Source organism: Kitasatospora sp. A2-31, from assembly GCF_022288725.1.
Classification (GTDB): Bacteria; Actinomycetota; Actinomycetes; order Streptomycetales; family Streptomycetaceae; genus Kitasatospora.
The window spans coordinates 250415-274606 of record NZ_JAKNTA010000006.1; the positions used below are offsets into that span (position 1 = coordinate 250415).

The window sequence follows — 24192 nt, forward strand, 5'->3', positions numbered from 1 at the left end:
TGGTTCTCTGTCTGGATCGGTGGGCTGGTCGCCCATGGTCACGATACGTCCGCGCACGGCGCCGCTCGGCACCCGGACAGGTGGGCAGCGTACCGGCAGGCAGGGAACGGCGGGTTCGGGGCGGGGGGGCCCAACGGCCCTGACGGGGAGTCTGCGGTCGCGCGGCCTCGCGGACGGCGTTGGCGAGCGCTTCGAGGTCGTCGCTGCTCCGCCGCAGCGGGCCGGCTTCGGCTGCGAGCCGGACCACCTCCCAGCCGCGCGGCCCGCTGGCACCTCCGCAGGTGCCGATCTCGCTCACCCGCTCCGAGTTGTTCGACGACTACGTGCGCGTACTGATCCGAGGAGCGGCGCGGCGCGGGCGGGGCGTCCGCGCGTACGCCCGAGGGGCGGCACCCGGTGGCCCGGGTGCCGCCCCTCGGCGTCGGCGCGCGGTCAGCGCAGGACGATGCCCGGATCCTGGGCGGCCCGCGGCACCTTGACGGTGCTGCGGTCGTCGCGCAGCGACTGGACGGTGAACATCGGCACGTCCTTGGTGGTGATCGCGAGCATCCGGGCGGCCGCGACCGGGCCGCCGGAGACGGTCTCCACGGTGAGTGCGAAGGTGTCCTTCAGGCCGGCCGGCTCGGGCGCCGGGAGGGCGACCGTGCCGCCGGCCGGCAGCTGGACCTCCTGGGGGGGGGTGCCGCCGCCACTGCCCGCCGAGGCGGTGACCCGGACGGTGGCGGCCTCGCCGGTGGAGGTCAGGAAGAGCGTCGAGGCACCCCCGCCGCGGTTGTCGGCCACGGTGGCCCGGGCACCGACCGGGACGGTGCCGGAGAGCCAGGCTGCGTCCGACTTGCCGTTCTGGGCGGCGCGGTCGACCCGCAGACCGGCCACGATCGGGGTGGGGTGCTTGTCGTCGCTGGGCGACAGCCGCAGGCCGGCCACCTCCTCGCGGGTGACCTTGCCGAGGTCGACCGCGGCCACCATGCCGGCCTTGACGTGGATCGACTCGTTGCCGGCCGGGGTGAACCAGCCGTTCTTGCCGGAGAGCTGGATCTTCAGGTCGGCGTCGTCCTCCGGCGGCGCCCAGACCACCAGGCGGGCGCCGGCGGTGTCGGCGCCGGCGCCGGTGCTCCCGTACGCCCCGGGACCGTCCGTCTCCTCGACGCCGCCGAAGGCGTCGTCGGCCGGGCCCAGGGGCTCGTCGGCGGCCTTCGACCGCTTCTTGAACGCGGGCTTCTTCATCGCGGGTCAGCCCGGCCGGGGGTGGTGTCCAGGACGTCCTTGAACGCGGTGATCGCCGGCTGGTCCACCAGCACGTAGGCGATGCCGTAGCCGGCCAGGGCGCCGGCCTGGTCGGCGCCGGATCCGGCGAGCAGGCTGCCGACGACCTTGTTCAGGCCCTCGCGAGTGTAGCGAACCGCCCTTGGGGTCGCCGGTGACGGCCAGGGTGCGGGAGCGGTCCGTGGTGCCGGCCTCCTCGGCGATGAAGGCGGGCACCTGGGCGGACCGGCCCCGGTGCAGCGGGCCGTCCGCGCCGGTGACGGCCCACCAGACGCCGGTGCCGATCGGGGCCAGCACGGCGGCGGCCAGCACGAGCGCGGCGACCGGCTGGCGCCAGCCGAAGGCGATGCCGGCCACACGGGCGTTGGCGCCGTCGGCGCCGATCGCGGCGGCGGCCAGCAGGGCGACGCCGGCCAGCAGGGAGGCCGGGCCGGACCACGCGGGCACGGCCGGGCCGCCGGAGGCGGGGGTCACCGAGAGACCGGCCACCACGACCGTGAAGACCAGGCCGGCGCCGGCCGCGCCCCAGGCCGCCAGCACCGCGCGGCGGCGGTCGGCGCGCAGCAGGGCGGCCAGCGCGGCGAGCACGATGCCCGCCGAGAGCCAGACCGGCGGCACGCCGGCTCCACCGGGGTTGACCAGGACCAGGCCGAGCGCGCTCGCGCCGCCGCCGTGCAGCCCGGGCAGGCCGGCCTCCATCAGCAGCCGCTGGGGGTGCGTCAGCACCTGCAGCGACCAGGGTGCGAGCACCAGCACCGGGACGGCGAGGATCACCAGGACGCGCAGCCCGAGCAGGCGCAGCGCGGTCCCGCCGGAGCCGAACGCCCCGCCGCGCACCACCGCGGCGACCAGTGCGGCCAGGGAGAGCGGCACGGCCAGCGCCCAGGCCAGCGGGACGAAGGCGGTGGCCAGGGTGAGCAGCAGGACGGTCATCCAGACCGGGCGCCAGCCGGGCCGGGCGCCCTTGGCCGCGCTCTCGGCGCGGATGCCGAGGCCGGCGGTGATCGCGGCGGCGCGGGCCAGCGGCGGCAGCAGCACGGCGAGGACGGCGGTGCCGATCCGGCCCTGGGCGAGCGCGCCGGTGGCGGCGGGCAGCAGCGCGTACGCCGCGGCGGCCCAGGCGCGGACCAGCTTGGAGTCGATCAGCGGCCGGGAGACCAGGTAGGCGCTGACGGCGGCCAGCGGGACCGCGAGGACGACCAGCAGGGTGACCGCGAGGTCGGCGTGGTCGAACAGCATCCAGGAGAGCACTGCCAGCACGCCGAGGTAGGGCGGGGCGGCGGAGGTGGAGCCGGTGCCGACGGGGTGCCAGGCGTCCGCGTACATCGACCAGAGGCCGCCGGCGCCGCCGGTGGCGGGCAGCAGCGCGCCGCCGAAGAGGTCGCCGCTGCCGAGCAGGCTCCGGCAGGCGACCAGGGCGAAGACCAGCAGGGCGGCGAACAGCACCGGTGCCGGGCGCCGGGCCAGCTTCTTGATCAGCGCGAACTGCTCGACGACCAGGTCCTCGGCGTCCTCGTCGCCCGGTCCGGCCTCGACCGAGCCGTGCCGTCCGGCGCCGGAGTCGTCGCTGCCTCCTATGCCGAGCGAGCTGATGACGCCTTCGACGGCGAGCCGTGCGGTGGCGCCGGGCGCCGGGAAGAGCGTGCGGTCGTCCAGCGCGTCGGCCGCCCTGGTCCGGGAGCGGCGTTTGCGGGCGGCCAGCAGCCGGGGCAGCCGGATCAGCTCGTGGCCGAGGCCGGCGAGCTCGTCGAAGGCCTGCTTCGGGTCCTTGCCGAGCAGGTTGGTGACGACCCGGAGCAGGGTGCCGAGCACCAGCCGGAGCAGGACGTAGGGGAAGAGCACGCCCTTGGAGTTGGCGAGCAGGGTGTAGACGGCGCCGGCCTTGTCCACCCGGTGCGGGTGGGAGGCGGCGCAGTCGATGGCGCGGCGTTCGCGGCTGGCCGCCTCGGCGTGCCGCAGCACGGCGTCGGGGGCGATCACCACGCGGTGGCCGGCGGCGTTGACCCGCCAGCAGAAGTCGGCGTCGTCGCGCATCAGCGGCAGCGCCCTGTCGAAGCCGCCGAGCTCCTCGAAGACGTCGCGGCGCACCAGCATGCCGGCGGTGGAGACGGCGAGCACCGGGCGGACCTGGTCGTGCTGGCCCTGGTCCTGCTCGCGGCGGTCGAGGCCGGTCCAGCGGCGGCCGGAGCGGGCGATGGTGACGCCGACCTCCAGCAGCTGGCGGCGGTCGTACCAGCTGCGCAGCTTGGGGCCGACCACGGCGGCGCTGGGGGTGGAGTCGGCGACCTGGAGCAGGCGGCGCAGGGCGTCGGTCTGCGGCTCGCAGTCGTCGTGGAGCAGCCAGAGCCATTCGACGGGCTGGGTCTCGCGGGGGCCTCCGCGGCCGAGGTCGTCCTCGTGGCCGAGCGGGTCGCCGAAGTCGTCCCAGCCGCCGGTGACCGGGTCGTACCCCGAGGGGTCGAGGCGGTAGGAGAGGTCCTCCGGGCGCAGCGGCGGGCTGTTGAAGACGGCCTCGGCGACGGCGGTGCCGAAGCCGGCCCGGCGGCTCAGGATGGTCGGACCGCTCTCGGGCAGCCAGTCGGCGAGGGTGTCGGCGAGCAACTGCGGGGAGTTGTCGGTGGAGCCGGTGTCGACGGCGAGCACCCGCTGGACCTGGCGGTCCTGGCCGAGCAGGCCGGCCAGGGCCTGCGGCAGCCAGCGGGCGCCGTCGTGCGAGACGATCACGGCGGTGACCAGGTTGACGCGGGTAGGCGGGCGGCCTGGCAGCGGTGAAGCCGCTCTGGTGGCTGTAGACGGTCATCGAGTGCGCGGGCCCCAGTTCTCGGTGGACACAGCCGGTGAACGGCAACCGGATGGCGCACCACACTAACGGCTCCGGATGGCGCCTTCGTCCGCGGTGCCGTGGAGAGGCTGTGGACGCGAGCTCCCGGGGCGGGCCGCGACGGCCCCCGGCGGGCGGGCCCGGGGAACACGAAGGCGCCCCACCACCGCGGTGAGGCGCCCGTAACTGCTCTGCGGTTGTCGAAGGCTCGGCAGGGTCAGCTGGGTCAGGGGCCGACCCGGTCAGACCGCGCTCTTCTTGAGCCGGCGGCGCTCGCGCTCGGAGAGGCCGCCCCAGATGCCGAACCGCTCGTCGTTGGCGAGGGCGTACTCCAGGCACTCGGAGCGGACCTCACAGGCGAGGCAGACCTTCTTGGCCTCGCGGGTGGAGCCGCCCTTCTCCGGGAAGAAGGACTCGGGGTCGGTCTGGGCGCACAGCGCGCGCTCCTGCCAGCCGAGTTCCTCTTCGTCCTCCTCGATGCCGTCACCGATCAACAGCTCAAAGAGCTCGCTCATGTGGCGCGCCTCCTCTGCCCCTATTTGGCGTCCCCGTGGTTGCCGTTGCCTCGTGCGGCCGACGACACGAGTGAAATTACAGTTGCGTCACTCTGGCCCAGTCAAGCCGAGCTCTGGTATTGGGGCCAGGATTCACTCCCCGGCACCAAGCCGTTACGAATAGTGTACATATCCGGACAGATCGGACTTTCCGACCGGATCGCTTCGAACCATTCGCAACCACCCGCCGAGTGACCCGCAGTCACCGTCACAGGCCGGTCATCGGCCTGCTTCCCGGCGATCTTCTCGTCGAAACCTAGAGGGTGATTTATCACCCCATCGTGTGGTTCATGACCTATAAGGCCCGATTGCCCCGGCTCCGGAGTTGACACCGGCCCCTCGGGTGCGGTCTCCTTTCCCCCATGTCAGAGCGCGACGGGTGAGGGCGTGCGCACCCTGAGCCCCGGTGGGCAGCGGGTGTTCTCCGCCGGCTACCTGCACGAGGTCGTCAACGCCGCGCTGGAGCCCGCGGTCTCCGTCCACCTCTACACGCCGGGCCTGACCGAGATGAACCGGTACGGCGCCCCCGCCGTCCCCGAGCAGCACCCCGGGCACGCCCCCGAGCACGCCCCCGAGCAGGCCGAGGCCCACTGAGCGCGGGCCCCGGCGCGGTCGGTCGACGGTCGGGCTGACGACCCGTCGCTGCGTGGCAGGATGGGCGCATGCGCATCGTGGCACTGGCAGGCGGGATCGGCGGAGCGCGTTTCCTGCGCGGACTCCGGGAGGCCATCGGTCCGGAGGACGAGATCACCGTCATCGGCAACACCGGTGACGACATCCACCTCTACGGGCTGAAGGTCTGCCCCGACCTCGACACCGTCATGTACACCCTCGGCGGCGGCATCCACGAGGAGCAGGGCTGGGGCCGGGCCGACGAGACCTGGTCGATCAAGGCCGAGATGAAGGAGTACGGCGTCGGGCCGGAGTGGTTCGGCCTCGGCGACCGCGACTTCGCCACCCACCTCGTCCGCAGCCAGATGCTCACCGCCGGGTACACCCTCAGCCAGGTCACCGAGGCGCTCTGCGTCCGCTGGAAGCCGGGCGTGCGGCTGCTGCCGATGAGCGACGACCGGGTCGAGACGCACGTGCGGATCACGGACGAGAACGGCACCCGGGCGGTCCACTTCCAGGAGTACTGGGTCCGGCTGCACGCGGCCGTCGACGCCGAGCACGCGGCCGTCGACGCCGAGGCGATCATCCCGGTCGGCGCGGACACCGCCAAGCCGGCGCCCGGGGTGCTGGAGGCCATCGCGGCCGCCGACGTGATCCTCCTCCCGCCGTCCAACCCCGTCGTCTCGATCGGCACCATCCTCGCCGTGCCCGGCATCCGGGCCGCCCTCGCCGCGGCCCCCGCACCCGTGGTCGGCCTCTCCCCGATCATCGGCGGTGCGCCGGTGCGCGGCATGGCCGACAAGGTGCTGGCCGCCGTCGGCGTCGAGGCCACCGCGGCGGCGGTCGCGCTCGACTACGGCAGCCGGGCGGCGCTGCGAAGCGCCTCCGGTGAGGGCGGCGGTGGGCGACGGGAGGGCGTGCTGGACGGCTGGCTGGTGGACACCGCGGACGAGGCCGCGGTCGCCGCGGTCGAGGCCGGCGGCATCGCCTGCCGGGCGACGCGCCGTACCTGATCGTCCCCTGCCTGGTGATGGACGGGTCGCACGACTACCCGGACGCGCGCCGGGCCACCGCGGAGCGCGAGATGTTCACCGTCGCCATCGGCGCGGCCGTGGAGAACCTCCTGGTCGCGCTCACCGGTGAGGGCTACGGCTCCGCCTGGGTCTCCTCCACCATGTTCTGCCCCGAGCGCAGCGCGGACGCCTTCGTCGAGGTGCGGTAGCCGCCGGGTCCGGGCCCGCCCGGGCGGCCCGGCTCACCGCCCCCGGTGGTCGTTGGGGGCGAGGCGCGGGCCGTAGCGGGGGGCGTGGCTGCCGGTGGACAGCAGCAGCCGGCAGAGGCGGCAGCCGGACGGCCCGCACGACCGTCGCCGAGCGCTTCGGATCGACGCCGGCGCGGTGCCACTCCCAGCTCGGGACCAGCGCCCAGTCGCGGGCCGACGGCGCCACCCACATGCCCTGGGCCGGGCCCGGCGCCGGGGTGCCGAAGCCGCGCAGCAGGGTGCGCCACGCGCGGTACGCCTCGAGGGTGGTGACCTTCTGCTCCAGGATCGCGGGCACCAGTGACTCCAGGACCAGCCCGGTGCTGGTGAGCCGGATCCCGGCCGACCGCCGTTGGGCGTCCCGCAGCGGGCCGGGCGGCAGGACCAGCCCGGCCGGGTCGTCCTGCGCGCCGAGCAGCGCCGGCAGCCGGTCCAGCAGCCACTGCGCGCCCGGACCCCAGGCACTGGCCTCGACCGTGCCCTCGGCCGGGCGGGGCAGCACCCGCAGGGTGCCGACGCCGGCAGGCGTCCGGGAGGCCCGCCAGACCGCGCCGTCGCTGCCTCGCCTCCGCTGTCCGGCTCCACCGCCTTCGTCGACGATGGGGATATGAACGATACGCGGCTGCCGGAGCTGTCCTCCACGGACGAGAGCGCGGTGCGGGCGCTCTACCACCGGGCGCTGGACGGCTGGAACCTGCAGGACGGCGCGGCCTTCGCCGGTCCGTTCACCGAGGACGGGGAGGTGATCGGTTTCGACGGCACCAGGCACAGCGAGGGTGTGCGCGCCGAACACGGGCTGGTCGACCCCGCCGGCCCGGCCCTCGTAGATGGTGCCGCAGCGGTCGACCAGGAAGTTGTAGCCGATGTCCCGCCAGCCGTTGCTCTGGACGTGGTACTGGTAGATCGCCCGGATCATCTGTGGCGCGTCGCTGCACGAGTAGTCGGTGGCGGTCGCGGTGTGGTGCACGAAGACCGCCCGGACCTGCCCGGTGTAGACGAAGCCGGGGTCGCGCAGCGACTCGTCGGCGCCCCAGCCGGCCCGGGTGACGATGCCCGGCCGCGGTGCCTCGTGGTCGGCCCTCCGCGCGGGTGACGATTCGGCCGGAAGGGTGCGCGGCGCGGCGGGTGCCCGACGGCCTGGAGGCCGCCCACGCGTGCGAGGGCGAACGGGTGGCCCTCGCGCTGCGCCCGCTGACGACTGGCCTGCTCGCACCGCTGGCGGCCGGCGCCTCGGTGGTGCTCTGCCGTAACTCCGAGGGGCTGAGCGCCGAGCAGTGGGAGAAGCGCATCGAGTCCGAACGGGTGACACTGCGCCTCGGGTAACCCCCGGCTCGGGCCCGGCGGGTAGGGATCCCTGCCATGGCCGAGGACGACACCGAGCACCCCCCGACCGACAGCTCCCCACCCGGGGGAACGCCTCCCCCGGGCACTCACCCGGACCAGGACCCGGACCTCCCGCGCGCACCGAAGCGCAGGCGCCGGCGGTGGCTGATGATCACCGCCGGCGCTCTCGCCTTCCTGCTGGTCGCCTGCGGCACGCTGCTCTGGATCGCCTACCGCAAGCTGGACGGCAACATCCGGACCGACTCGGCCACCGACCGGCTGCTGGCCCGGCTGGAGGCCGAACGGCCCAGCCGCACCGCCGGCGCCAAGGGGGCGGAGAACATCCTGCTGATCGGCAGCGACGACCGCACCGGGGCCAACGCCTCGTACGGCGAGGCCGGCGGCCGGCGCTCGGACACCACGATCCTGCTGCACCTCGCGGCCGACCGGCGGCACGCGACCGCGGTCTCCATCCCCCGCGACGTCATGGTCACCGTCCCGGCCTGCGAGAAGCCGGACGGCACCCGGAGCCGACCCGCGCTGCTGCAGTTCAACGCCGCCTTCGAGACCGGCGGTCCGGCCTGCTCGATCCGGACCGTCGAGCAGCTCAGCGGCATCCGGATGGACCACTACGTGATCCTCGACTTCACGGGGTTCAAGGCCATGGTGGACGCCGTCGACGGGGTCGAGGTCTGCGTGCCGCAGGCGATCCACGACAAGGACGCCAGACTCGACCTGGCGGCCGGGCGGCAGACCCTGCACGGCGAGCAGGCGCTCGGCTACGTCCGCGCCCGGGAGACCCTCGGCGACGGCAGCGACACCCAGCGGATGGGCCGTCAGCAGCAGTTCCTGGCCGCCCTGATCCGCAAGGTGCAGTCGCAGGACGTGCTGCTCAACCCGGCCCGGCTCTGGCCGGTGCTGGACGCGGCGACCTCCTCGATCCAGGCCGACGGCGGGCTCTCCTCGCTGGGCGCGCTCTACGACCTGACCCAGGAGCTGCGGGACATCCCGTCCGCCGACGTGGTGTTCCTGACGGCGCCGCGCCGGCCGTACCGCTTCGACTCGGACCGGGACGAGTTCGTGCAGCCGCAGACCACCCAGCTGTTCACGGCGCTGCGCGACGACCGCCCGATCGCCGTCCGGCCGCCGGACCCGTCCGCCCCGGCGCGTGCCGCGGCGGGCACGTCCGCGCGGGCCCTCGGAGAAGCCTTCGCGGAGTGCGTCGCCGAGCCCCGCGGCCGGCCGCGCACCGAGCGGCTCGGCCGGCGGGTCGGCCGACCGCACGGCAAGTGCGTCGCCGAACCCCGCGCCGAGCGTGCGGGTGAGCGGGTCGGCGAGCCCGTCCGCCGGACCGTTCGCGAGCCTGTCCGCCGGACCGTTCGCGAGCCTGTCGGTCGAGCCCGGTTCGGACCGGGCCGCGGGGCCGTCGCCCACCGCCGACACGCCGCCGTCCTTCGAGGGCCGGACCGCCGACGTGGACGCCTGCGCCGCGCATTGACCGCCGGTCAGGATCACTCTTTTGTGTACAGATCACGATCTTGGCCGGTATTCCCCGGGAATTCGCTAGGGCCCGACCACCCGCCGAATTGCGTTTTCCGAACATGGCGGAGATCACACCAGGAACAATTCCCCCACTCGGCTCGTCTAGGGTGTCCGGGTCGGTGCGCGAACGGACGCACCGATCAGCGGCCGGCCGGAGGGAGGGAACCCGTGCACCAGGACAGGCAGGACGCCGGGCCGTACCGGCTCGACCCGGCCGCCGACATCCCGGGCCAGCGCCGCCGGCAGGCGATCCCCGAGCCGGCCGCCGAGCCCGCACCCGCGCCGGCCGACGCCGCCGGCGCCGCGCACCCCGGCGGACGGGCGGCCCGCCGCAGGGCGCTCACCCGGCGCAGCCGCCGGCGGGCGCTGAAGTGGACGGCCGGCGTGGGAGCGCTGGTCCTGGCGGCCGGCTGCGGCGGCGCGTACTACGCGTACCAGCACTTCAACAGCAACATCACCGCCGTCAAGGTGCAGCTCGGCGACGAGGCGCAGCGGCCCAAGCCGGCCGGCGACGCCCTCAACATCCTGGTCATCGGCACCGACAGCCGGGAGGGCCTCGGCCGCGAGTACGGCGACGAGGGCAGCGCCGGGCACGCCGACACGACCCTGCTCTTCCACGTCGCCAAGGACCGCAGCAATGCGACGGTGGTGAGCCTCCCGCGCGACCTGATGGTGCCGATCCCGGAGTGCCGGACCAGCACCGGAAAGGCGATCCCCGGTACGGCACGGGCGATGTTCAACGAGAGCCTCGGCCAGGAGGGCCGTGATCCGGGCTGCACCTGGAAGACCGTGGAAAAGCTGACCGGAATCCGGGTCGATCACTTCGTGATGGTCAACTTCGAGGCCGTGAAGACGCTCTCCACCGCCGTCGGCGGGGTCGAGGTGTGCGCGGCCAAGGACATCAACGACCCGGATTCCCACCTGAGGATGAGCAAGGGCCGGCACGTGGTGCAGGGCGACGAGGCGCTGGCCTTCGTCCGCACCCGGCACGCCGTCGGCCTGGGCGGCGACCTCACCCGGATCCCGCTCCAGCAGCAGTTCATCAGCTCGATGATCCGCTCGATCAAGAGCGGCGACACCCTGACCAGCCCGACCAAGCTGTGGAGGCTGGCGGACGCCGCGACCAAGGCGCTCACCGTCGACGACGGCATCGGCAGTGTCGACAAGCTGAAGGACCTCGCGCTGGACGTCAGCAAGGTGGACACCGGGAACATCACCTTCGCCACCGTGCCGGTCGAGGACGACGCGAAGGACAGGAACCGCCTGGTGCTCAAGCAGCCCGACGCCGGGCAGCTGTTCTCGCTGGTGGCCGACGACCGTTCGCTGACCGGGACCGCCGCGCCCACCGCGGCCGCCTCCCCGGCACCCGCCGCCGGGCAGGGCGACCCCGGGCAGGGCGACCCCGGCCCGGGGGCGGCGGGTCCGGGAGGCGCCGCGCACGCCGCGCCGGCCGGGCCCGGAGCCGTGCCCTCGCCGACGGCCTCCGCGGCGGCGGCCTCCGCGGCAGCGGCCGACGCCAAGGTCCTCCGGGTGACGGTGCGCAACGGCAGCGGGACGCCCGGGCGGGCCCAGCAGACCGTCGACCGGCTCCGGACCAAGGGCTTCACCCGGGCCGCGACGGCCGCCAACGCGCCCGCCGCGGCGGCCACTTCGGTCACCTATCCGGCCGGGAAGGCCGCCGAGGCGGCCGCCCTGGCCGCCGTACTCGGCTTGCCGGCCGACGCCGCCGAGGAGGATCCGAAGGCAGGTGTCGGGGACGGGCTGGCGGTGGTCCTCGGCAAGGACGTGGTGACCGCGACGACGACGGCGACGCCCGGCGCGGTGCCGACCGAGGCGCCCAAGGACCTCCAGCGCGTCCAGGCGGACGACACCGACGTCTGCGCCAAGTAGCGCCCCTCGGCGCCGGATTGAGGTGGCCCGCGGGTCGCGAACGCGCCCCGTCAGAGCAGGGCGAGCGTGCCGTCGCTCTCGCGGTACTCCTCACCGGTGCGCGGGCAGCGCCAGCGGTCCGGACCGGCCGGCTCCAGTGGTTCGCCGGCCCGGCCGACCCACTTGATCCGGCGGGCCGGCACGCCGGCGACCAGCGCGAAGTCCGGCACGTCCCGGTGGACGACCGCACCCGCGGCGACCAGGGCCCAGCGGCCCACCGTCACCCCGGCGACCAGGACGGCGCGGCCGCCGATCGAGCAGCCGCGGCGGAGCGTCACCCCGCGGGCCTGCCAGTCGTCGCCGCGCTTGAGGCGGCCGTCGACGTCGACCGAGCGCGGGTAGAGATCGTTGGTGAGCACGGCCGCCGGGCCGACGAACACCCCGTCCTCCAGCACGGCGGGCTCGTACACCAGCGCGTGGTTCTGCAGCTTGACCCGGTCCCCGATCCGCACCCCCGGGCCGACGTAGGCGCCGCGCCCGACGATGCAGTCCGCGCCGATCACCGCGTCCTCGCGCACCTGGGCCAGGTGCCACACGGTCGTCCCGGCTCCGAGCACCGCCCGTTCGTCCACGTCCGCGCTGGGCTCGACCCGGGCACCGACGACGGACCCGCCCTCAACTGTCCCCATGGCGCCCGACGATAGCGGCGGAGCGGGGGACGGGAGGGCGGGTCCGTGGGATTGGCCGGATCGGGTCAGCGGACCTCGGTGACCACGTTGGCCGGGGACGGCGCACGGCTGCCGATCACCCGGCGGGCGAGCGAGCGCGGCGAGGTGAGGAAGCCGAAGCCCCAGCTGAGGTGCATGGTGGCGAAGGCCACCGGCAGCAGGGCCTTCGCCCGGAACGAGAGGCCGCGCCCCTCGACCAGCGCGCCGCCGCCGATCCCCGCCAGGTAGGCGCCGGGCACCGCGAGGAAGGCCGGGTGGACGGCGACCCCGAGCAGCAGCCCGAGCGTGACGGCCAGGAACGCGGCCGGCGGGGCGAGGTAGCGCAGGTTGACCGAGCCCCGGTGGTAGCGGGTGACAACCCGGCGCCAGCGGCCGTAGTCCTTGTACTGCTTGGCCAGCGCCCGCACGCTGGGGCGCGGCCGGTAGGTGACCCGCAGCTGCGGGGTGAACCAGACCAGCCCGCCGTCCTGGCGGATGCGGTAGTTGAGCTCCCAGTCCTGGGCGCGGACGAACTCCTCGTTGTAACCGCCGAGCTTCTCCAGCACCTCGCGCCGGAACACCCCGAGGTAGACGGTGTCCGCCGGGCCCGCCAGACCGCCGGTGTGGAAGGCCGCGTTCCCGACACCGATCTTGGAGGTCATCGCGGCGGCGACCGCGTTCTCCCACTCGGTCTCGCCCTCGGCGTGCATGATGCCGCCGACGTTGGCCGCCTCCATCTCGCCGAGCAGCCGGACCGCCGTGGTGATGTACCCCGGGGTGAGCAGGCCGTGCCCGTCGACGCGGACCACTATCGGATGGCTGGAGCCGCGGATGGCGGCGTTCAGCCCCGCGGGCGTGCGACCGGTCGGGTTCGCCACGGTCCGGACCCGCGGATCCTCGGCGGCCAGCTCGGCGGCGATCTGCGCAGTGCGGTCGGAGGACGGACCGAGGGCGATGACCACCTCCATCGGCCCGGCGTAGTCCTGTTCCAGGATGTGCCGGACGGCCGTACGCAGGTGTCGTTCCTCGTTGAGCACCGGCATGATCACGGAGACCGCCGGCAGCTCCTCAGCAGCCTTGGTGTTCATCGGGGCCAACCGTACCGGTGAGGACGGGTCGCCGTCTTGTCCCGGTCTGGGCTGCTCCGCGCACCCTGCGGTGGAGGAACGTTTCATCGGTCGCGCCCACCGTACCCGCAACCCCCGGCGCGCCCTCACCCGGCCCGGCACAGGCCGCCCCTACCATCCGAGAGATGCCGGTCTCCCCCCTCACCGCCCAGCCCGGACAGCGCCGCTCCTGGCCCCGACGGCTGGCCGCGGGCGTCGCCCTCGGGGTCCTCGCCACCTCCTGCGGCGGCTGGGCGGTCCTGGACGGCCTCGGCTCGATCGACCGGGTCGACGCCTTCAGCAGCGACCAGGCCCGGCCCGCCGACGACGGCTCCACCACCTTCCTCGTGGTCGGCACCGACGAGCGGGACGGCATCCCGGAGAAGACGCTCAAGGACGTGCTGCACGCGGGGGGCGAGTCCTGCCACTGCACCGACACCATGATGATCGTCCGGCTCGCCGGGGACGGCGCCCGGGCCAGCGTGATCAGCATCCCGCGCGACTCGTACGTGGACATCCCCGCCCACCGGGACCGGGTCACCCACCGGGAGGTCCCGGCGGGCAAGGGGAAGGTCAACGCCGCCTACGGGCTGGGCGGGCCGCAACTCGCCGTCGCCACCGTGGAGCAGAACACCGGGCTGCGGATCGACCACTACCTGCAGGTGAACTTCACCGCCTTCGTCTCCGCCGTGGACGCCGTCGGCGGGGTGCGGGTCTGCACCGCCAAACCGCTGAGGGACGAGTACTCCGGCCTCGACCTGCCCGCCGGCACCAGCACGCTGGACGGCGCCGGGGCGCTCAAGTACGTCCGCGCCCGGCACGTGGACGGCAGCTCCGACCTCGGGCGGATGCACCGGCAGCAGAAGTTCGTCGCCCAGCTGCTGCACCAGGTGACCAGCAGCGGGACCCTGCTCAACCCGGTCCGGCTGGCCCGGGTGACGGACAGCGCCGAGCAGACCGTAGATCATGTAGAGCAGGGTGTTGACCTGGTCCTGGACCAGCTCCTTGTAGCCCGCCTGGTCCCGGACCTTGAGCTGCGGGTAGTCCTTGAGCGAGTCCTCCAGCGCACCGAGCGTCTTGGCGACGTCGGCACCGGCTGCGGCCTTGGCGTAGATCTGCACGTCGAGCGGCAGGTCGGCGGCCGGAACGGCCTTGGCCAGGGTGTCGATGCCGACGAACGTCGCTCCGGCGAAGAGCGAGTCGCCCTTGCTCAGGACGGCCCCGACCGGCACGGACTGGGTGTGGCCGTTGCCGTAGTCGACCTTGACGGCGTCGCCGACCTTGAGCTTCTGCTCGGTGGCGAAGTCCTCGCCGACCGCCAGCGCCCCCTGCTTCAGCGACTCGACCGCCCCGGACTTCACCTCCAGCCGGAAGTCGTCGCCGAAGGTCGCCGAGACCGCGGAGACGTGCTTCTTGAACGTGCCGCCGTCCGGCAGCGTGAGCAGCGCCGGCAGGCTCTTGTGCTCGGTGACGTGGGCGAGCCCCGGCGTCCCCGCGGCGGCCTTGACCATGTCGGGGTTGACGATCCCCTGGCTGCTGGAGATCACGTAGTCCGCGCCGACCGACTTGTCGATCTGCTGGTTGGTGGACTCGATCATGGACGAGGTGAAGACCGAGGCCCCGATCACCAGCGCCAGGCCGATCATCAGCGCGGCCGCGGTGGCACCGGTACGACGCGGGCTGCGCATCGCGTTGCGCTGGGCCAGCTTGCCGGACGGGCCGAACAGGGCCGGCAGGGCCGCGCCGAGCACCCGGACCACGGTGGTGGCCAGCAGGGGGCCGAGGACGACGAAGCCGATCAGGGTGAGCAGCACGCCGAGGCCGAGGTACTGCCCGCCGGTCGCCGCCTTGTCCGCCGAGGCCGCGAGCGCCAGCAGGCCGCCGCCACCGGCGGTCAGCACCAGGCCGGAGATCGTCCTGACGACGTTGGAGCGGGCCTCGGTGGGCGTGCCGTGGTCGCGCAGGGCGGCCATCGGGGCGATCCGGCTGGCCCGGCGGGCCGGTATCCAGGCGGCGAGCACGGTGATCACGATGCCCACCGCGTAGGCCGCGATCGGCACGTTCAGCCCGATCTGCAGGTCACCCGCGTCGAGGTTCATGCCGACCGCGTTCATCAGGCCGATCAGACCCACCGCCAGGCCGAGGCCGGCTCCGAGGCCGAGGGTGGAGCCGAGCACGCCGAGGATCAGCGCCTCCACCAGCACCGAGCGGTTCACCTGCCGGCGGCTGCCGCCGATGGCCCGCAGCAGACCGATCTCGCGGGTGCGCTGGGCGACCAGCATCGAGAAGGTGTTGATGATCAGGAAGCCGCCGACCAGCAGCGAGATGCCGGCGAAGCCGAGCATCGCGTACTTCATGAAGTTGAGGAAGGAGCCGACGCTCTTGCTGTTCTCCTCCTTCTGCTCCGCCGCCGTCTTCACCTGGAAGCCGCCGCCGAGCTTGCCGAGGGCGTCGGCCTTGAGCTGCTCGTCGGTGCGGCTGCCGTCGCCGAAGGCCTCGACCGAGGTGAACTCGGCCTTGCCGAGGAGGTCCTTCTGCGCGGTCGGGGTGTCCAGGAAGGCGAGCGCGGCACCCGGGTTGGTGGTCTTGAAGGTGGCGATGCCGGCGAGGGTGAACTCGTGGGTGCCGTTGGTCGCGGTGATGACCCGGATCCTGTCGCCGAGGCCGAGCTTGGCCTTCTTGGCGGTGTCGGCGTCGAGCACCACCTGGTCGGCGCCCTGCGGCACGTGGCCGCTGGTGATCTCCACGGAGTTGCGCGGGGTGTCGGTCCAGTTCCCGGTCAGGGTCGGGGCCCCGCCGGTCGGGCCGATGGCCTTGTTGGTGACCGGGTTGACCAGCACGGCGTTGGAGACGAAGACCTGGCCGAGGGCCTGCTTGACCCCGGCGAGGGCGGCGACCCTGTCGACCGCGTCGGCCGGCACCGTGGCGACCTTGCCGGCCGGGCGGTCGTCGTCGTCCTCGCCGTCGAGCCCGGTCTTGGCGGGCTGGACGGCGATGTCGGAGGCCGTCGACGCGAACAGCCGGTCGAAGGTGCTGGTCGCGGTGTTGGAGAACACCAGGGTGCCGGACACGAACGCGACCGACAGCACGACCGCGATCAGCGAGAGCACCATCCGCCCCTTGTGGGCGAAGAAGCTCCGCAGTGACGTCTTGAGCAGCATGATCCTTTGCCCGCCCGCTCAGCTGGTGCGCTTGCCGTCGAAACGGCGCATGCGCTCGAGGACGGAGTCGGCGGTCGGGGCGTGCATCTCGTCGACGATCACGCCGTCGGCGAGGAAGAGCACGCGGTCCGCGTAGCCGGCGGCGACCGGGTCGTGGGTGACCATGACGATGGTCTGGCCCAGCTCGTCGACCGAGCGGCGCAGGAAGGTGAGCACCTCGGCGCCGGCCCGGGAGTCGAGGTTCCCGGTGGGCTCGTCCCCGAAGATGATCTCGGGGCGGGCGGCCAGCGCCCGGGCCACCGCGACGCGCTGCTGCTGGCCGCCGGACAGCTGGGTCGGGCGGTGCTTGAGCCGGCCGGCCAGGCCGACGGTCTCGACGACCTGGTCCAGCCAGGCGGTGTCCGGCTTGCGACCCGCGATGTCCATCGGGAGCGTGATGTTCTCCAGCGCGTTCAGCGTGGGGAGCAGGTTGAAGGCCTGGAAGATGAAGCCGATCTTGTCCCGCCGCAGCTTGGTGAGCTGCTTGTCCTTCAGGCCTGTGATCTCGGTCTCGCCGATCCAGATCCGGCCCTCGGTCACGGTGTCCAGCCCGGCCAGGCAGTGCATCAGCGTCGACTTGCCGGAGCCCGACGGGCCCATGATCGCGGTGAAGCGGCCGCGCTGGATGTCGACGTCGACCGCGTCCAGCGCGGTGACCCTGGTCTCGCCGCTGCCGTAGGCCTTGGTGACCTGGCGCGCCGAGGCGGCGACGGCACCGGTGCCGCCGGGAAGCTGGGAGTCGTACACGGCTGCTGCTGCCGTCGTCACTGGAGTCTCCTAAAAAGTGGGCCCACCCGTTGCCCCCAGCCTCGCCGACCCCACCTGTGCTGCGACATGGTGGAGGGGATAGTCCTCGACCGGGAGTTGACCCCACCCTCCCGGTGAACCGGGGTGTCCGACCCGGCAGAACCGGGCCCCGTTCGGACGGGCGGGGATGTGATCCACGTTAGAAGTGCCGGGCGAACACCTCGTCATCCGCCGGTATGAAGCCGCACAACCGTAGTTGTACGGGGCGGGGTACCCCTCCCCCTAGGGGTAGCCGCCGCCCTCCTCGGGGTCCGCCCGTACGGGGCCCGCGCGACCCCGCGTCAGCAGGTCAGGACGGGCGCGGCGAGGCGCTCCAGCGCCGTCGCGAACCCGTCGACCACCGGTGTCAGCAGCACGTCCGTCTCGCGCTCGATCGCCGTGGCGCCGTCCTCGCGGACGGTGATGTGGCGGTCGAGCACGAACCAGCCCTGGGTGACGTGGCCGGCGCCCATCGAGTGCAGCACCGGGCGCAGCGCGTAGTCCACCGCGAGCACGTGCGCGGTGGAGCCACCGGTGGCCAGCGGCAGCACGGCCTTGCCGGTCAGCGCGTACTGCGGCAGCACGTCCAGCAGGGCCTTCAGCAGCCCCGAGTAGGCCGCCTTGTAGACCGGCGTGCCGATGACCACGCCGTCCGCCTCGGCGAACAGCTCGGCGGCGGCGACGAGGGCGGGGTGCGCGAAGTCCCCCGAGAGCAGGGCGTGCGCGGGAAGGCTGCGCGCCTCGAAGGGGACGACGCGGTGGCCGCGGGCCGCCAGCCGCGCGTCGACGTGGCGCAGCAGGCGGGTGGTGCGGGAGGTCGCGGACGGGGAGCCGGAGACGGACAGGACGGTGGCCATGGGTTCACCTCGGGGCGGGAAGCGGGGCAGCGCTGGGGGGCCGGGCGGCGCCTCGGAAGCGGGACGACGGCGCCGGGCGTGCGGATCGGCGCCGCGGGGAGCGGCGGTACGAGGAGACGACGCGGCGCCGGCGCCACCGCGGAGCGGAGGCGGAACGGGAGGACGGTTCTCGGCCGGGAAGGGCGGCCGGACAGGGCCTACGGGCGCGCGTCAGCCACGACAGAGCGAACAGGACACACGCTGCAGGTCGACGTGCCGCCGACGCGTGAGGGTCCATCGCTGATCCATGGCGGTCATGCAAACACGCTGCGTTGCGGGCGGTCAAGGATCGTTCCGGCAGGCGAACACCGGCCGCGACACATGCTGAGACGGCCCCCGGGACGGACGGGGTCGGAGCGGGGAGGGGAAGGGCGGGGTGCGGACGCGCGCGGGACGTTGCCGCGGAACGATCCGGCACGTGCATCAAAACTGCTACAAGGCGCCTGGTGGGGGCCCCGGGGGGAGTCACCGCAACCGGCGTCGGGCATCCTCTCCCACATGAACACGTGGCAGGAGGGCCGCCCGAGCGGCGGCGGGAACCCGTACGGCAGCGGCAGCGGCGGCGCGTACGGGCAGGGCGGGGGCGGTACGGCGGCCGAGCCGCCGCTCCCCCCGTCGCTGAACCCGCGCGGGCCGGGCGCCCCGGCGCCGCGGCAGCCGCAGGACCACGAGCGCCCGCCCCGGGGGAACGTGCCGGCGCCCGGCTACGGCGAGCAGCAGGGCCACGGGGCGCCCGGGTACGGCGACCAGGGCTACGGCGACCCCGCCTACGGCCGGCCGCAGGCCTACGGGCAGCCGCCGGCCGCAGGCCTACGGGCAGCCGGACGGTCGCCCGGGCGTGCCGCCGCAGCAGGCGCCGGGCGCGCCCGGCGGCCCCGGCGGGCCGATAGGCCCGGGCGGCGGCCAGCCGCCCGCCACCGCCCGCTCGTCGCGCTGGCCGCGGCGCCGGATCGTCAAGTGGTCGGTCTTCGGCGTGGTGATCGCGCTGATGGTCACCGCCGTCTCCACCTGGTTCTGGGCCGGCTCCAAGCTCAACCACGAGAACGTGCTGACCGACTACGCCGGCCGCCCGGCCGCGGGCAAGGGCACCAACTGGCTGATCGTCGGCTCCGACAGCCGCAACGGGCTCTCCGACTCGCAGGAGGAGGACCTGCACACCGGCCACGCGGGCGGCAAGCGCAGCGACTCGATGATGATCCTGCACATCGGGGACAACGGGAACACCCTGATGAGCATCCCGCGCGACTCCTGGGTGCCGATCCCGGAGCACCCGGGCGACAACGGGAAGACCGTCAAGGCCACCACCTCGAAGATCAACTCCGCCTTCGCAGCGGGTGGCGGCAAGCTGCTCGCCCAGACCGTGGAGCTGAACACCGGCATCCGGATCGACCACTACGCCGAGATCGGCTTCGCCGGGTTCGTCGGCATCGTCGACTCGGTCGGCGGCGTGGACATGTGCATCGAGCAGGACGTCAAGGACAAGGACTCCGGCCTCGACCTCAAGGCCGGCTGCCAGACGCTGACCGGCACCCAGGCGCTCGCCTTCGTCCGCCAGCGCCACGTCCGCCAGCGCCACCAGATGGCCGACCAGGACCTCGGCCGGATGCGCAACCAGCAGAAGTTCCTCGGCGCGCTGGCCAAGCAGGCCGCCTCGCCCACCACGCTGCTGAACCCGTTCACCTTCTACCCGTTGGTGGACTCGGGCCTCGGCACCCTGATCGTCGACGAGGACGCCGGGCTGACCGACCTCGGCTCGCTCTTCCTCGCCATGAAGGACGTCAACGGCGGCGGCGGCAAGAGCATCACCGTCCCGATCGCCAACCCGGACTTCCGGACCAGCACCGGCGAGTCGGCGGTCAAGTGGGACAGCGCCAAGGCCAAGCAGGTCTTCGACGCGTTCAAGAACGACACCGCCGTGCCGGACGTGAAGTAGGCCCGCAGCGACGGCGGGACGGGGGGGGGGGTCCCCCCCCCCCCCCCGCCGGCGCCGCGCCGGGGCGGACCGCACGCCGCGCTTACCGGGCCCGGTCGACCGGGGCGACGGGGAGGCGGTCGAGGGTGATGCCGAAGAGCGTGCGGTAGGCCGCCAACGCGCCCGCCTCGTCCAGGAGTTCCTCGGTGCGGGTGCCGTCGGCGGCGGTGCGGATCAGCCGGGTGCCGCTGAGCGTGACCCGGCCGCCCGCGGGGGTCGGCAGCGTGCAGGTCGTCGAGCGGGTGAAGTGCGAGTCCGGTGAGGTGGTCTGCCACCAGCAGGTCGGCACGAAGTCCGCCAGCGGGTGCGGCCGCAGGCCCAGCCGGTACTGCGGCTTGCCGCCCATCAGCACGTCCAGCTCGTCGTCGCCGCCCGGCACAAGGGTGAATTCCCCGGCCGGATCGGCCTGCGGGCCGCGCTCGGCGAGCCGGAGCGGCTGCCGGCTGAAGCGGCCGAAACCGACGTCGACCAGCCACGGCTCGTCGAGGTCCACCCGCAGCGCGAGGTGGTCGAACGGCGGGCCCGGCCGGTCGCCGTCGAAGACGCGGGCCGGCAGCAGACTCACCCGGTAGCCCAGGGAGCGCAGCAACTCGGCGAAGGAACCGTTGAGCTCGTAGCAGAAGCCGCCGCGGCGGCGGGTCACGACCTTCTCCACCAGCGCGCCAGGTTCGAGCACCACGGGCTCGCCGAGGTGGATGTCGAGATTCTCGAAGGGCACCGCCTGCAGGTGGGCGAGCTGGAGCTCCGCCAGCGCCGCCGGGGACGGCCGGTCCGGCGCCGGTACGCCGATCCGGGCCAGGTAGGCGTGCCGCTGGGTGTCGGTGAGGCCGTCGAACGGCGCGGGGTGATCCATTCGCCCATTCCACCCGGACCGCGGGCGGTCTGCCATCGGATATCGGACCTCGGCCGATGGGACTCGGCCCCGGCGGACCGGACCTGCGGGACCCGGGCCGCGTCCCGAGCGGGCCCGTGTTCCGAGCAGGGCCCGTGTTCCGAGCGGGCCCGGCCGGGGTTTCGGGCCGTGCCCGGCCTCCGGCCCGGGGCCGTGGCAGGATCGGCAGGCACCCCCGTCCGGCTACCGAAGGCAGATCGTGGCCCAGCAGCTCTACGCCGTCCTCAAGACCGACCGCGGCGACATCACCGTCCGGCTCTTCGAGTTCCAGGCGCCCAGGACCGTCCGCAACTTCGTCGAGCTCGCCGAGGGCCGGCGCGAGTGGACCCACCCCGGGACCGGCGAGCCGAGCACCGACCGGCTCTACGACGGCACCCTGTTCCACCGGGTGATCCCCGGCTTCATGATCCAGGGCGGCGACCCGCTCGGCGACGGCACCGGCGGCCCGGGCTACGAGTTCCCGGACGAGTTCCACCCGGAGCTCTTCTTCGGCCGCCCCTACCTGCTGGCGATGGCCAACTCCGGCCCCGGGACCAACGGTTCGCAGTTCTTCATCACCGTGAAGGCGACGCCGCACCTGAACCGCAAGCACACCGTCTTCGGCGAGGTCGCCGACGCCGCCTCGCAGCAGGTGGTCGACGCGATCGCCGCCACGCCCACCGGGGCGGACGACCGGCCGGTCGACGACGTCGTCCTCGAATCCGTGGTCGTCGAGCGCCGCTGATCGCCCCCGCGACCCGCGGACCGGGGTGTCCGGAGCGGGAAGTCGGCGGGGCAGACTTCCCGCTCCGAGCACCCGGCCGCCTACCGGTCGTGCCGGAAGACCAGCTCCAGCACCGACCGGGCGACCTCCTCGACGTTCCCCTCCGCGCTCTCCGGCAGCGCGCCGTTCAGCCAGAGGGCGGCGAAGCCGTGGGCCACCGACCAGGCGGCGAGCGTGGTCGCCCGCTCCGACCCCCCGCCCGGCGCCAGCTTGCGCGCGCTCGCGGCGAGCACCGCGCCCGCACGCTCCCGGGCCGCGGCGGCCTCGGGGTCGTCCGTCCGGTAGAGCTCGGGCCGGAACATCACCTCGAAGTACGCCCGGTGGTCGACGGCGAAGCGCACGTACGCCACCCCGGCGCCGTAGGGGTCGCCCGCGGCACGCTCCAGGCTGTCCGCGAAGAGCGCGAAGCCCTCCGCCGCGACCGCCGTCAGCACTCCCGTCTTGTCCCCGAAGTGGTGCGCCGGCGCCGCGTGCGAGACGCCCGCCCGCCGGGCCAGCTCGCGCAGGCTCCACCCTGACGGCCCGGACTCGCCGATGGCCTCCAGCGCCGCGTCCAGGACGGCCCGCCGCAGGTTCCCGTGGTGATAGCTCGACTGGCTGATCTGTCCCACCTCCCTCTCGTTCGCCCCTCCACCATATCTAGTCATTGACAAGATGGCCCGCCGGGCAGCAATCTTTCCAGTGACAAGATTGGAGAACAGAGATGGCCCCGCTCATCGCCCTCGTCGGAGGGTTCGCCGTCCTGCGGCTGCTCGGCCTGTTCGCCGTGGACGGGCTCGACGCCTGGCAGCCCGCCCTGCGCGGCGGGCTCGCGCTGATGTTCGTCACCACCGGCGTGCCGCACTTCATCCCGTCCTGGCGGCGCGAGTTCGCCGCGATGGTGCCGCCCGCACTCCCCCGGCCCGCCCTGCTGGTCACCCTCACCGGGGTTTTGGAGCTCGCCGGCGCCGGGGGGCTCGTGGTGCCCCCGCTCGCGCCCTTCGCGGCCGGCGGCCTCGCCCTGCTGATGCTGGCGATGTTCCCGGCCAACGTCTCCGCGGCCCGGCGCGGGCTCACCCTCGCCGGGAAGCCGGTGACCCCGCTGCCCGCCCGGACCGCGGAACAGGTGCTGTTCGTCGCCGTCGCCGTCGCCGCGGCGGTGTGACGGCCGCCGGCGCCGGGCGCGAACCGCCCACCGGCCGGCCGCCGTGCCGCCCACCGGGCCGGCCGGGAACGCGCGAGGGGCAGGGAGTCGGTCGGTCCGACGCCCTGCCCCTCGCTGCGCTCACGCCCGCGGCGCTGCCGCGGCGGTGTGGTCGTTCGTTACTCCACGACGCCCGACGCGGCGATGGTGATCTTCGCCTTGGTACGGCCGCTCTGCGAGCCCAGCGACTCGATCTTCTTCACCAGGTCCATGCCCTCGACGACCTCGCCGAAGACGACGTGCTTGCCGTCCAGCCAGTCGGTCACGATGGTGGTGATGAAGAACTGCGAGCCGTTGGTGTTGCGACCGGCGTTGGCCATCGACAGCTGGCCCGGCTTGGTGTGCTTGAGCTGGAAGTTCTCGTCCTCGAACTTCTCGCCGTAGATGCTCTTGCCGCCGGTGCCGTCACCGCGGGTGAAGTCACCGCCCTGCAGCATGAAGTTGGGGATGACGCGGTGGAACGACGAGCCGGCGTAGCCGAAGCCGTGCTGACCGGTGGCCAGCTCGCGGAAGTTGCGGGCGGTCTTCGGGACGATGTCGTCGAACAGAACAGCGTGAAGACGATCCGGCCGGCCGGCTCGTCGTTGATGGTGATGTCGAAGTAAACGTTGGAACCCATGCAGGGATCATGGCATGCCGCGCGAGGCCGACAGAGCGAGGGGGGACGGCAGATGGGCGTGCAAAGGGTCGGGGTGTACCTGGCGCATCCGCGACCGGGGAGCTTACAAGCTGGGGGCCCGGCTGATCGGGGTAGAAGGTGATGTCGAAGAACGCCATCACGAACCCGACCAACCGATCGCCGTCGAAGATCAGCCGGGGCCAGGCGCTGTCACCGTGCACGTAGGCCTCGGCCAGCGACTTGACCACCGGGGACACCAGCCGCTCCTGGTCCGGTCGTACCTTCAGGGCGAGCGCGGCGTCGATCGTGGCCGGGGTGACGGGCTCCAGCCGCAGGGCGGGGGATGGCGCAGACATGCCGCCGACCCTATCCACCGTCCCGCGCCGGGTCGCCCGGTTTTCCTGCCGGCCGGGGCACCGGACGGCACCGGGCCGTCCCGGCGCCCCGGCCGTCGGGAGCCGGGAGCCGGGAGCCGGGAGCCGGGAGCCGGGAACCGCGACCGCAGGCTCGCGCCGGAGCAGCCGGCGCGGCCACTGCGCTACGGCAGGTTGCGGGCCATCACGATGCGCTGGATCTGGTTGGTGCCCTCGTAGATCTGCGTGATCTTCGCGTCCCGCATCATCCGCTCCAGCGGGTAGTCCCGGGTGTACCCGTACCCGCCCAGCAACTGCACCGCGTCCGTCGTGATCTCCATCGCCGCGTCCGACGCGAAGCACTTCGCCGCCGCCCCGAAGAACGTCAGGTCCCCGTCCGAACGCTGCGACCTCGCCGCCGCCGCGTACGTCAGCTGCCGCGCCGCCTCCAGCTTCATCGCCATGTC

Annotated in this window: 17 protein-coding genes and 8 pseudogenes; 9 read left to right on the forward strand and 16 right to left on the reverse strand. The window is 73.6% G+C overall.

Features of this window, described 5'->3' with window-relative positions; translation table 11 throughout:
• Positions 1–136: 136 nt before the first annotated feature.
• The 4 genes and pseudogenes from MCM47_RS19060 to MCM47_RS19075 form a co-directional block, all read right to left on the reverse strand.
• Positions 137–268, reverse strand: a pseudogene (locus MCM47_RS19060) (DUF3499 family protein); the annotation flags it as partial.
• Between the two features lie 164 nt (positions 269–432).
• The gene (locus MCM47_RS19065) at positions 433–1227 is read right to left on the reverse strand and encodes a DUF5719 family protein (protein WP_238862847.1); all 795 of its coding nucleotides are present in this window, start codon (positions 1225–1227) and stop codon (positions 433–435) included.
• Positions 1228–1233: 6 nt separating this feature from the next.
• Entirely contained in the window at positions 1234–3990 is a 2757-nt protein-coding gene (locus tag MCM47_RS19070) for a glycosyltransferase family 2 protein (RefSeq protein WP_238862848.1), read from the reverse strand.
• 339 nt (positions 3991–4329) lie between these two features.
• Positions 4330–4602: a WhiB family transcriptional regulator gene (locus tag MCM47_RS19075; RefSeq protein ID WP_238862849.1), complete on the reverse strand. Its 273-nt coding sequence runs from the start codon at positions 4600–4602 to the stop codon at positions 4330–4332.
• Between the two features lie 426 nt (positions 4603–5028).
• On the opposite strand from MCM47_RS19075, the gene MCM47_RS19080 reads away from it, so the two are divergent.
• The 3 genes and pseudogenes from MCM47_RS19080 to MCM47_RS19090 form a co-directional block, all read left to right on the forward strand.
• Positions 5029–5235 (forward strand): hypothetical protein, encoded by a 207-nt coding sequence (locus tag MCM47_RS19080; RefSeq protein WP_374209165.1) that lies wholly within the window; start codon positions 5029–5031, stop codon positions 5233–5235.
• A gap of 68 nt (positions 5236–5303) precedes the next feature.
• Positions 5304–6251: pseudogene (cofD, locus tag MCM47_RS19085) on the forward strand (2-phospho-L-lactate transferase); the annotation flags it as partial.
• Positions 6251–6475: pseudogene (locus MCM47_RS19090) on the forward strand (nitroreductase family protein); the annotation flags it as partial. The pseudogenes cofD and MCM47_RS19090, both read left to right, overlap by 1 nt.
• On the opposite strand, the gene MCM47_RS44045 reads toward MCM47_RS19090, so the two are convergent.
• Positions 6387–7727: an N-acetylmuramoyl-L-alanine amidase gene (locus tag MCM47_RS44045; protein ID WP_374209166.1), complete on the reverse strand. Its 1341-nt coding sequence runs from the start codon at positions 7725–7727 to the stop codon at positions 6387–6389. The pseudogene MCM47_RS19090 and the gene MCM47_RS44045 sit on opposite strands and share 89 nt — an antisense overlap.
• Between MCM47_RS44045 and MCM47_RS19105 the strand changes: the two are divergent.
• Together MCM47_RS19105 and MCM47_RS43325 are read left to right on the forward strand one after the other, a co-directional pair.
• Positions 7706–7837: pseudogene (locus MCM47_RS19105) on the forward strand (TIGR03089 family protein); the annotation flags it as partial. The gene MCM47_RS44045 and the pseudogene MCM47_RS19105 overlap by 22 nt on opposite strands.
• A gap of 36 nt (positions 7838–7873) precedes the next feature.
• Positions 7874–11269 carry an LCP family protein gene (locus tag MCM47_RS43325; protein ID WP_308222364.1) on the forward strand — a complete coding sequence of 1132 codons (3396 nt, stop codon included), beginning with the start codon at positions 7874–7876 and terminating at the stop codon, positions 11267–11269.
• 50 nt (positions 11270–11319) lie between these two features.
• Here MCM47_RS43325 and MCM47_RS19120 read toward each other — a convergent pair whose 3' ends face one another.
• Positions 11320–11937, reverse strand: a complete 618-nt coding sequence (locus tag MCM47_RS19120; protein WP_238862851.1) for an acyltransferase — start codon at positions 11935–11937, stop codon at positions 11320–11322.
• 65 nt (positions 11938–12002) lie between these two features.
• A complete protein-coding gene (locus tag MCM47_RS19125; protein ID WP_238862852.1) occupies positions 12003–13043 on the reverse strand; it encodes a glycosyltransferase family 2 protein in 1041 nt (346 codons plus the stop codon).
• Positions 13044–13504: 461 nt separating this feature from the next.
• Between MCM47_RS19125 and MCM47_RS44050 the strand changes: the two are divergent.
• A pseudogene (locus tag MCM47_RS44050) lies at positions 13505–13897 on the forward strand (LCP family protein); the annotation flags it as partial.
• A 234-nt stretch (positions 13898–14131) separates the two neighbouring features.
• Here MCM47_RS44050 and MCM47_RS19130 read toward each other — a convergent pair.
• From MCM47_RS19130 to MCM47_RS44055, 4 genes and pseudogenes are all read right to left on the reverse strand, one after another.
• A pseudogene (locus MCM47_RS19130) lies at positions 14132–16222 on the reverse strand (ABC transporter permease); the annotation flags it as partial.
• A gap of 18 nt (positions 16223–16240) precedes the next feature.
• The gene (locus MCM47_RS19135) at positions 16241–17029 is read right to left on the reverse strand and encodes an ABC transporter ATP-binding protein (protein ID WP_374209167.1); all 789 of its coding nucleotides are present in this window, start codon (positions 17027–17029) and stop codon (positions 16241–16243) included.
• A gap of 320 nt (positions 17030–17349) precedes the next feature.
• Positions 17350–17904 (reverse strand): NADPH-dependent FMN reductase, encoded by a 555-nt coding sequence (gene ssuE, locus MCM47_RS19140; RefSeq protein ID WP_238862854.1) that lies wholly within the window; start codon positions 17902–17904, stop codon positions 17350–17352.
• Positions 17905–18114: 210 nt separating this feature from the next.
• Positions 18115–18201: a putative leader peptide gene (locus tag MCM47_RS44055; protein WP_352297720.1), complete on the reverse strand. Its 87-nt coding sequence runs from the start codon at positions 18199–18201 to the stop codon at positions 18115–18117.
• Positions 18202–18781: 580 nt separating this feature from the next.
• Here MCM47_RS44055 and MCM47_RS43330 point away from each other — a divergent pair.
• Positions 18782–19876 (forward strand): LCP family protein, encoded by a 1095-nt coding sequence (locus tag MCM47_RS43330; protein ID WP_238862855.1) that lies wholly within the window; start codon positions 18782–18784, stop codon positions 19874–19876.
• 82 nt (positions 19877–19958) lie between these two features.
• Here MCM47_RS43330 and MCM47_RS19150 read toward each other — a convergent pair whose 3' ends face one another.
• Positions 19959–20768: an arylamine N-acetyltransferase gene (locus MCM47_RS19150; RefSeq protein WP_238862856.1), complete on the reverse strand. Its 810-nt coding sequence runs from the start codon at positions 20766–20768 to the stop codon at positions 19959–19961.
• A gap of 238 nt (positions 20769–21006) precedes the next feature.
• On the opposite strand from MCM47_RS19150, the gene MCM47_RS19155 reads away from it, so the two are divergent.
• Complete coding sequence (locus MCM47_RS19155) at positions 21007–21531, forward strand: peptidylprolyl isomerase (RefSeq protein ID WP_238862857.1); 525 nt, start codon at positions 21007–21009, stop codon at positions 21529–21531.
• 80 nt (positions 21532–21611) lie between these two features.
• On the opposite strand, the gene MCM47_RS19160 is transcribed toward MCM47_RS19155, so the two are convergent.
• Positions 21612–22217 carry a TetR/AcrR family transcriptional regulator gene (locus tag MCM47_RS19160; protein ID WP_374209168.1) on the reverse strand — a complete coding sequence of 202 codons (606 nt, stop codon included), beginning with the start codon at positions 22215–22217 and terminating at the stop codon, positions 21612–21614.
• Between the two features lie 56 nt (positions 22218–22273).
• Between MCM47_RS19160 and MCM47_RS19165 the strand changes: the two genes are divergently transcribed.
• Positions 22274–22714 carry a hypothetical protein gene (locus MCM47_RS19165; RefSeq protein ID WP_238862858.1) on the forward strand — a complete coding sequence of 147 codons (441 nt, stop codon included), beginning with the start codon at positions 22274–22276 and terminating at the stop codon, positions 22712–22714.
• Between the two features lie 158 nt (positions 22715–22872).
• On the opposite strand, the pseudogene MCM47_RS19170 reads toward MCM47_RS19165, so the two are convergent.
• The 3 genes and pseudogenes from MCM47_RS19170 to MCM47_RS19180 all read right to left on the reverse strand — a co-directional run.
• A pseudogene (locus MCM47_RS19170) lies at positions 22873–23372 on the reverse strand (peptidylprolyl isomerase).
• Between the two features lie 125 nt (positions 23373–23497).
• Positions 23498–23728 (reverse strand): annotated as a pseudogene (locus MCM47_RS19175) (GNAT family N-acetyltransferase); the annotation flags it as partial.
• Positions 23729–23910: 182 nt separating this feature from the next.
• Positions 23911–24192, reverse strand: a 282-nt coding sequence (locus MCM47_RS19180) for an acyl-CoA dehydrogenase family protein (RefSeq protein WP_255752498.1), incomplete at its 5' end; no start/stop codon positions are given.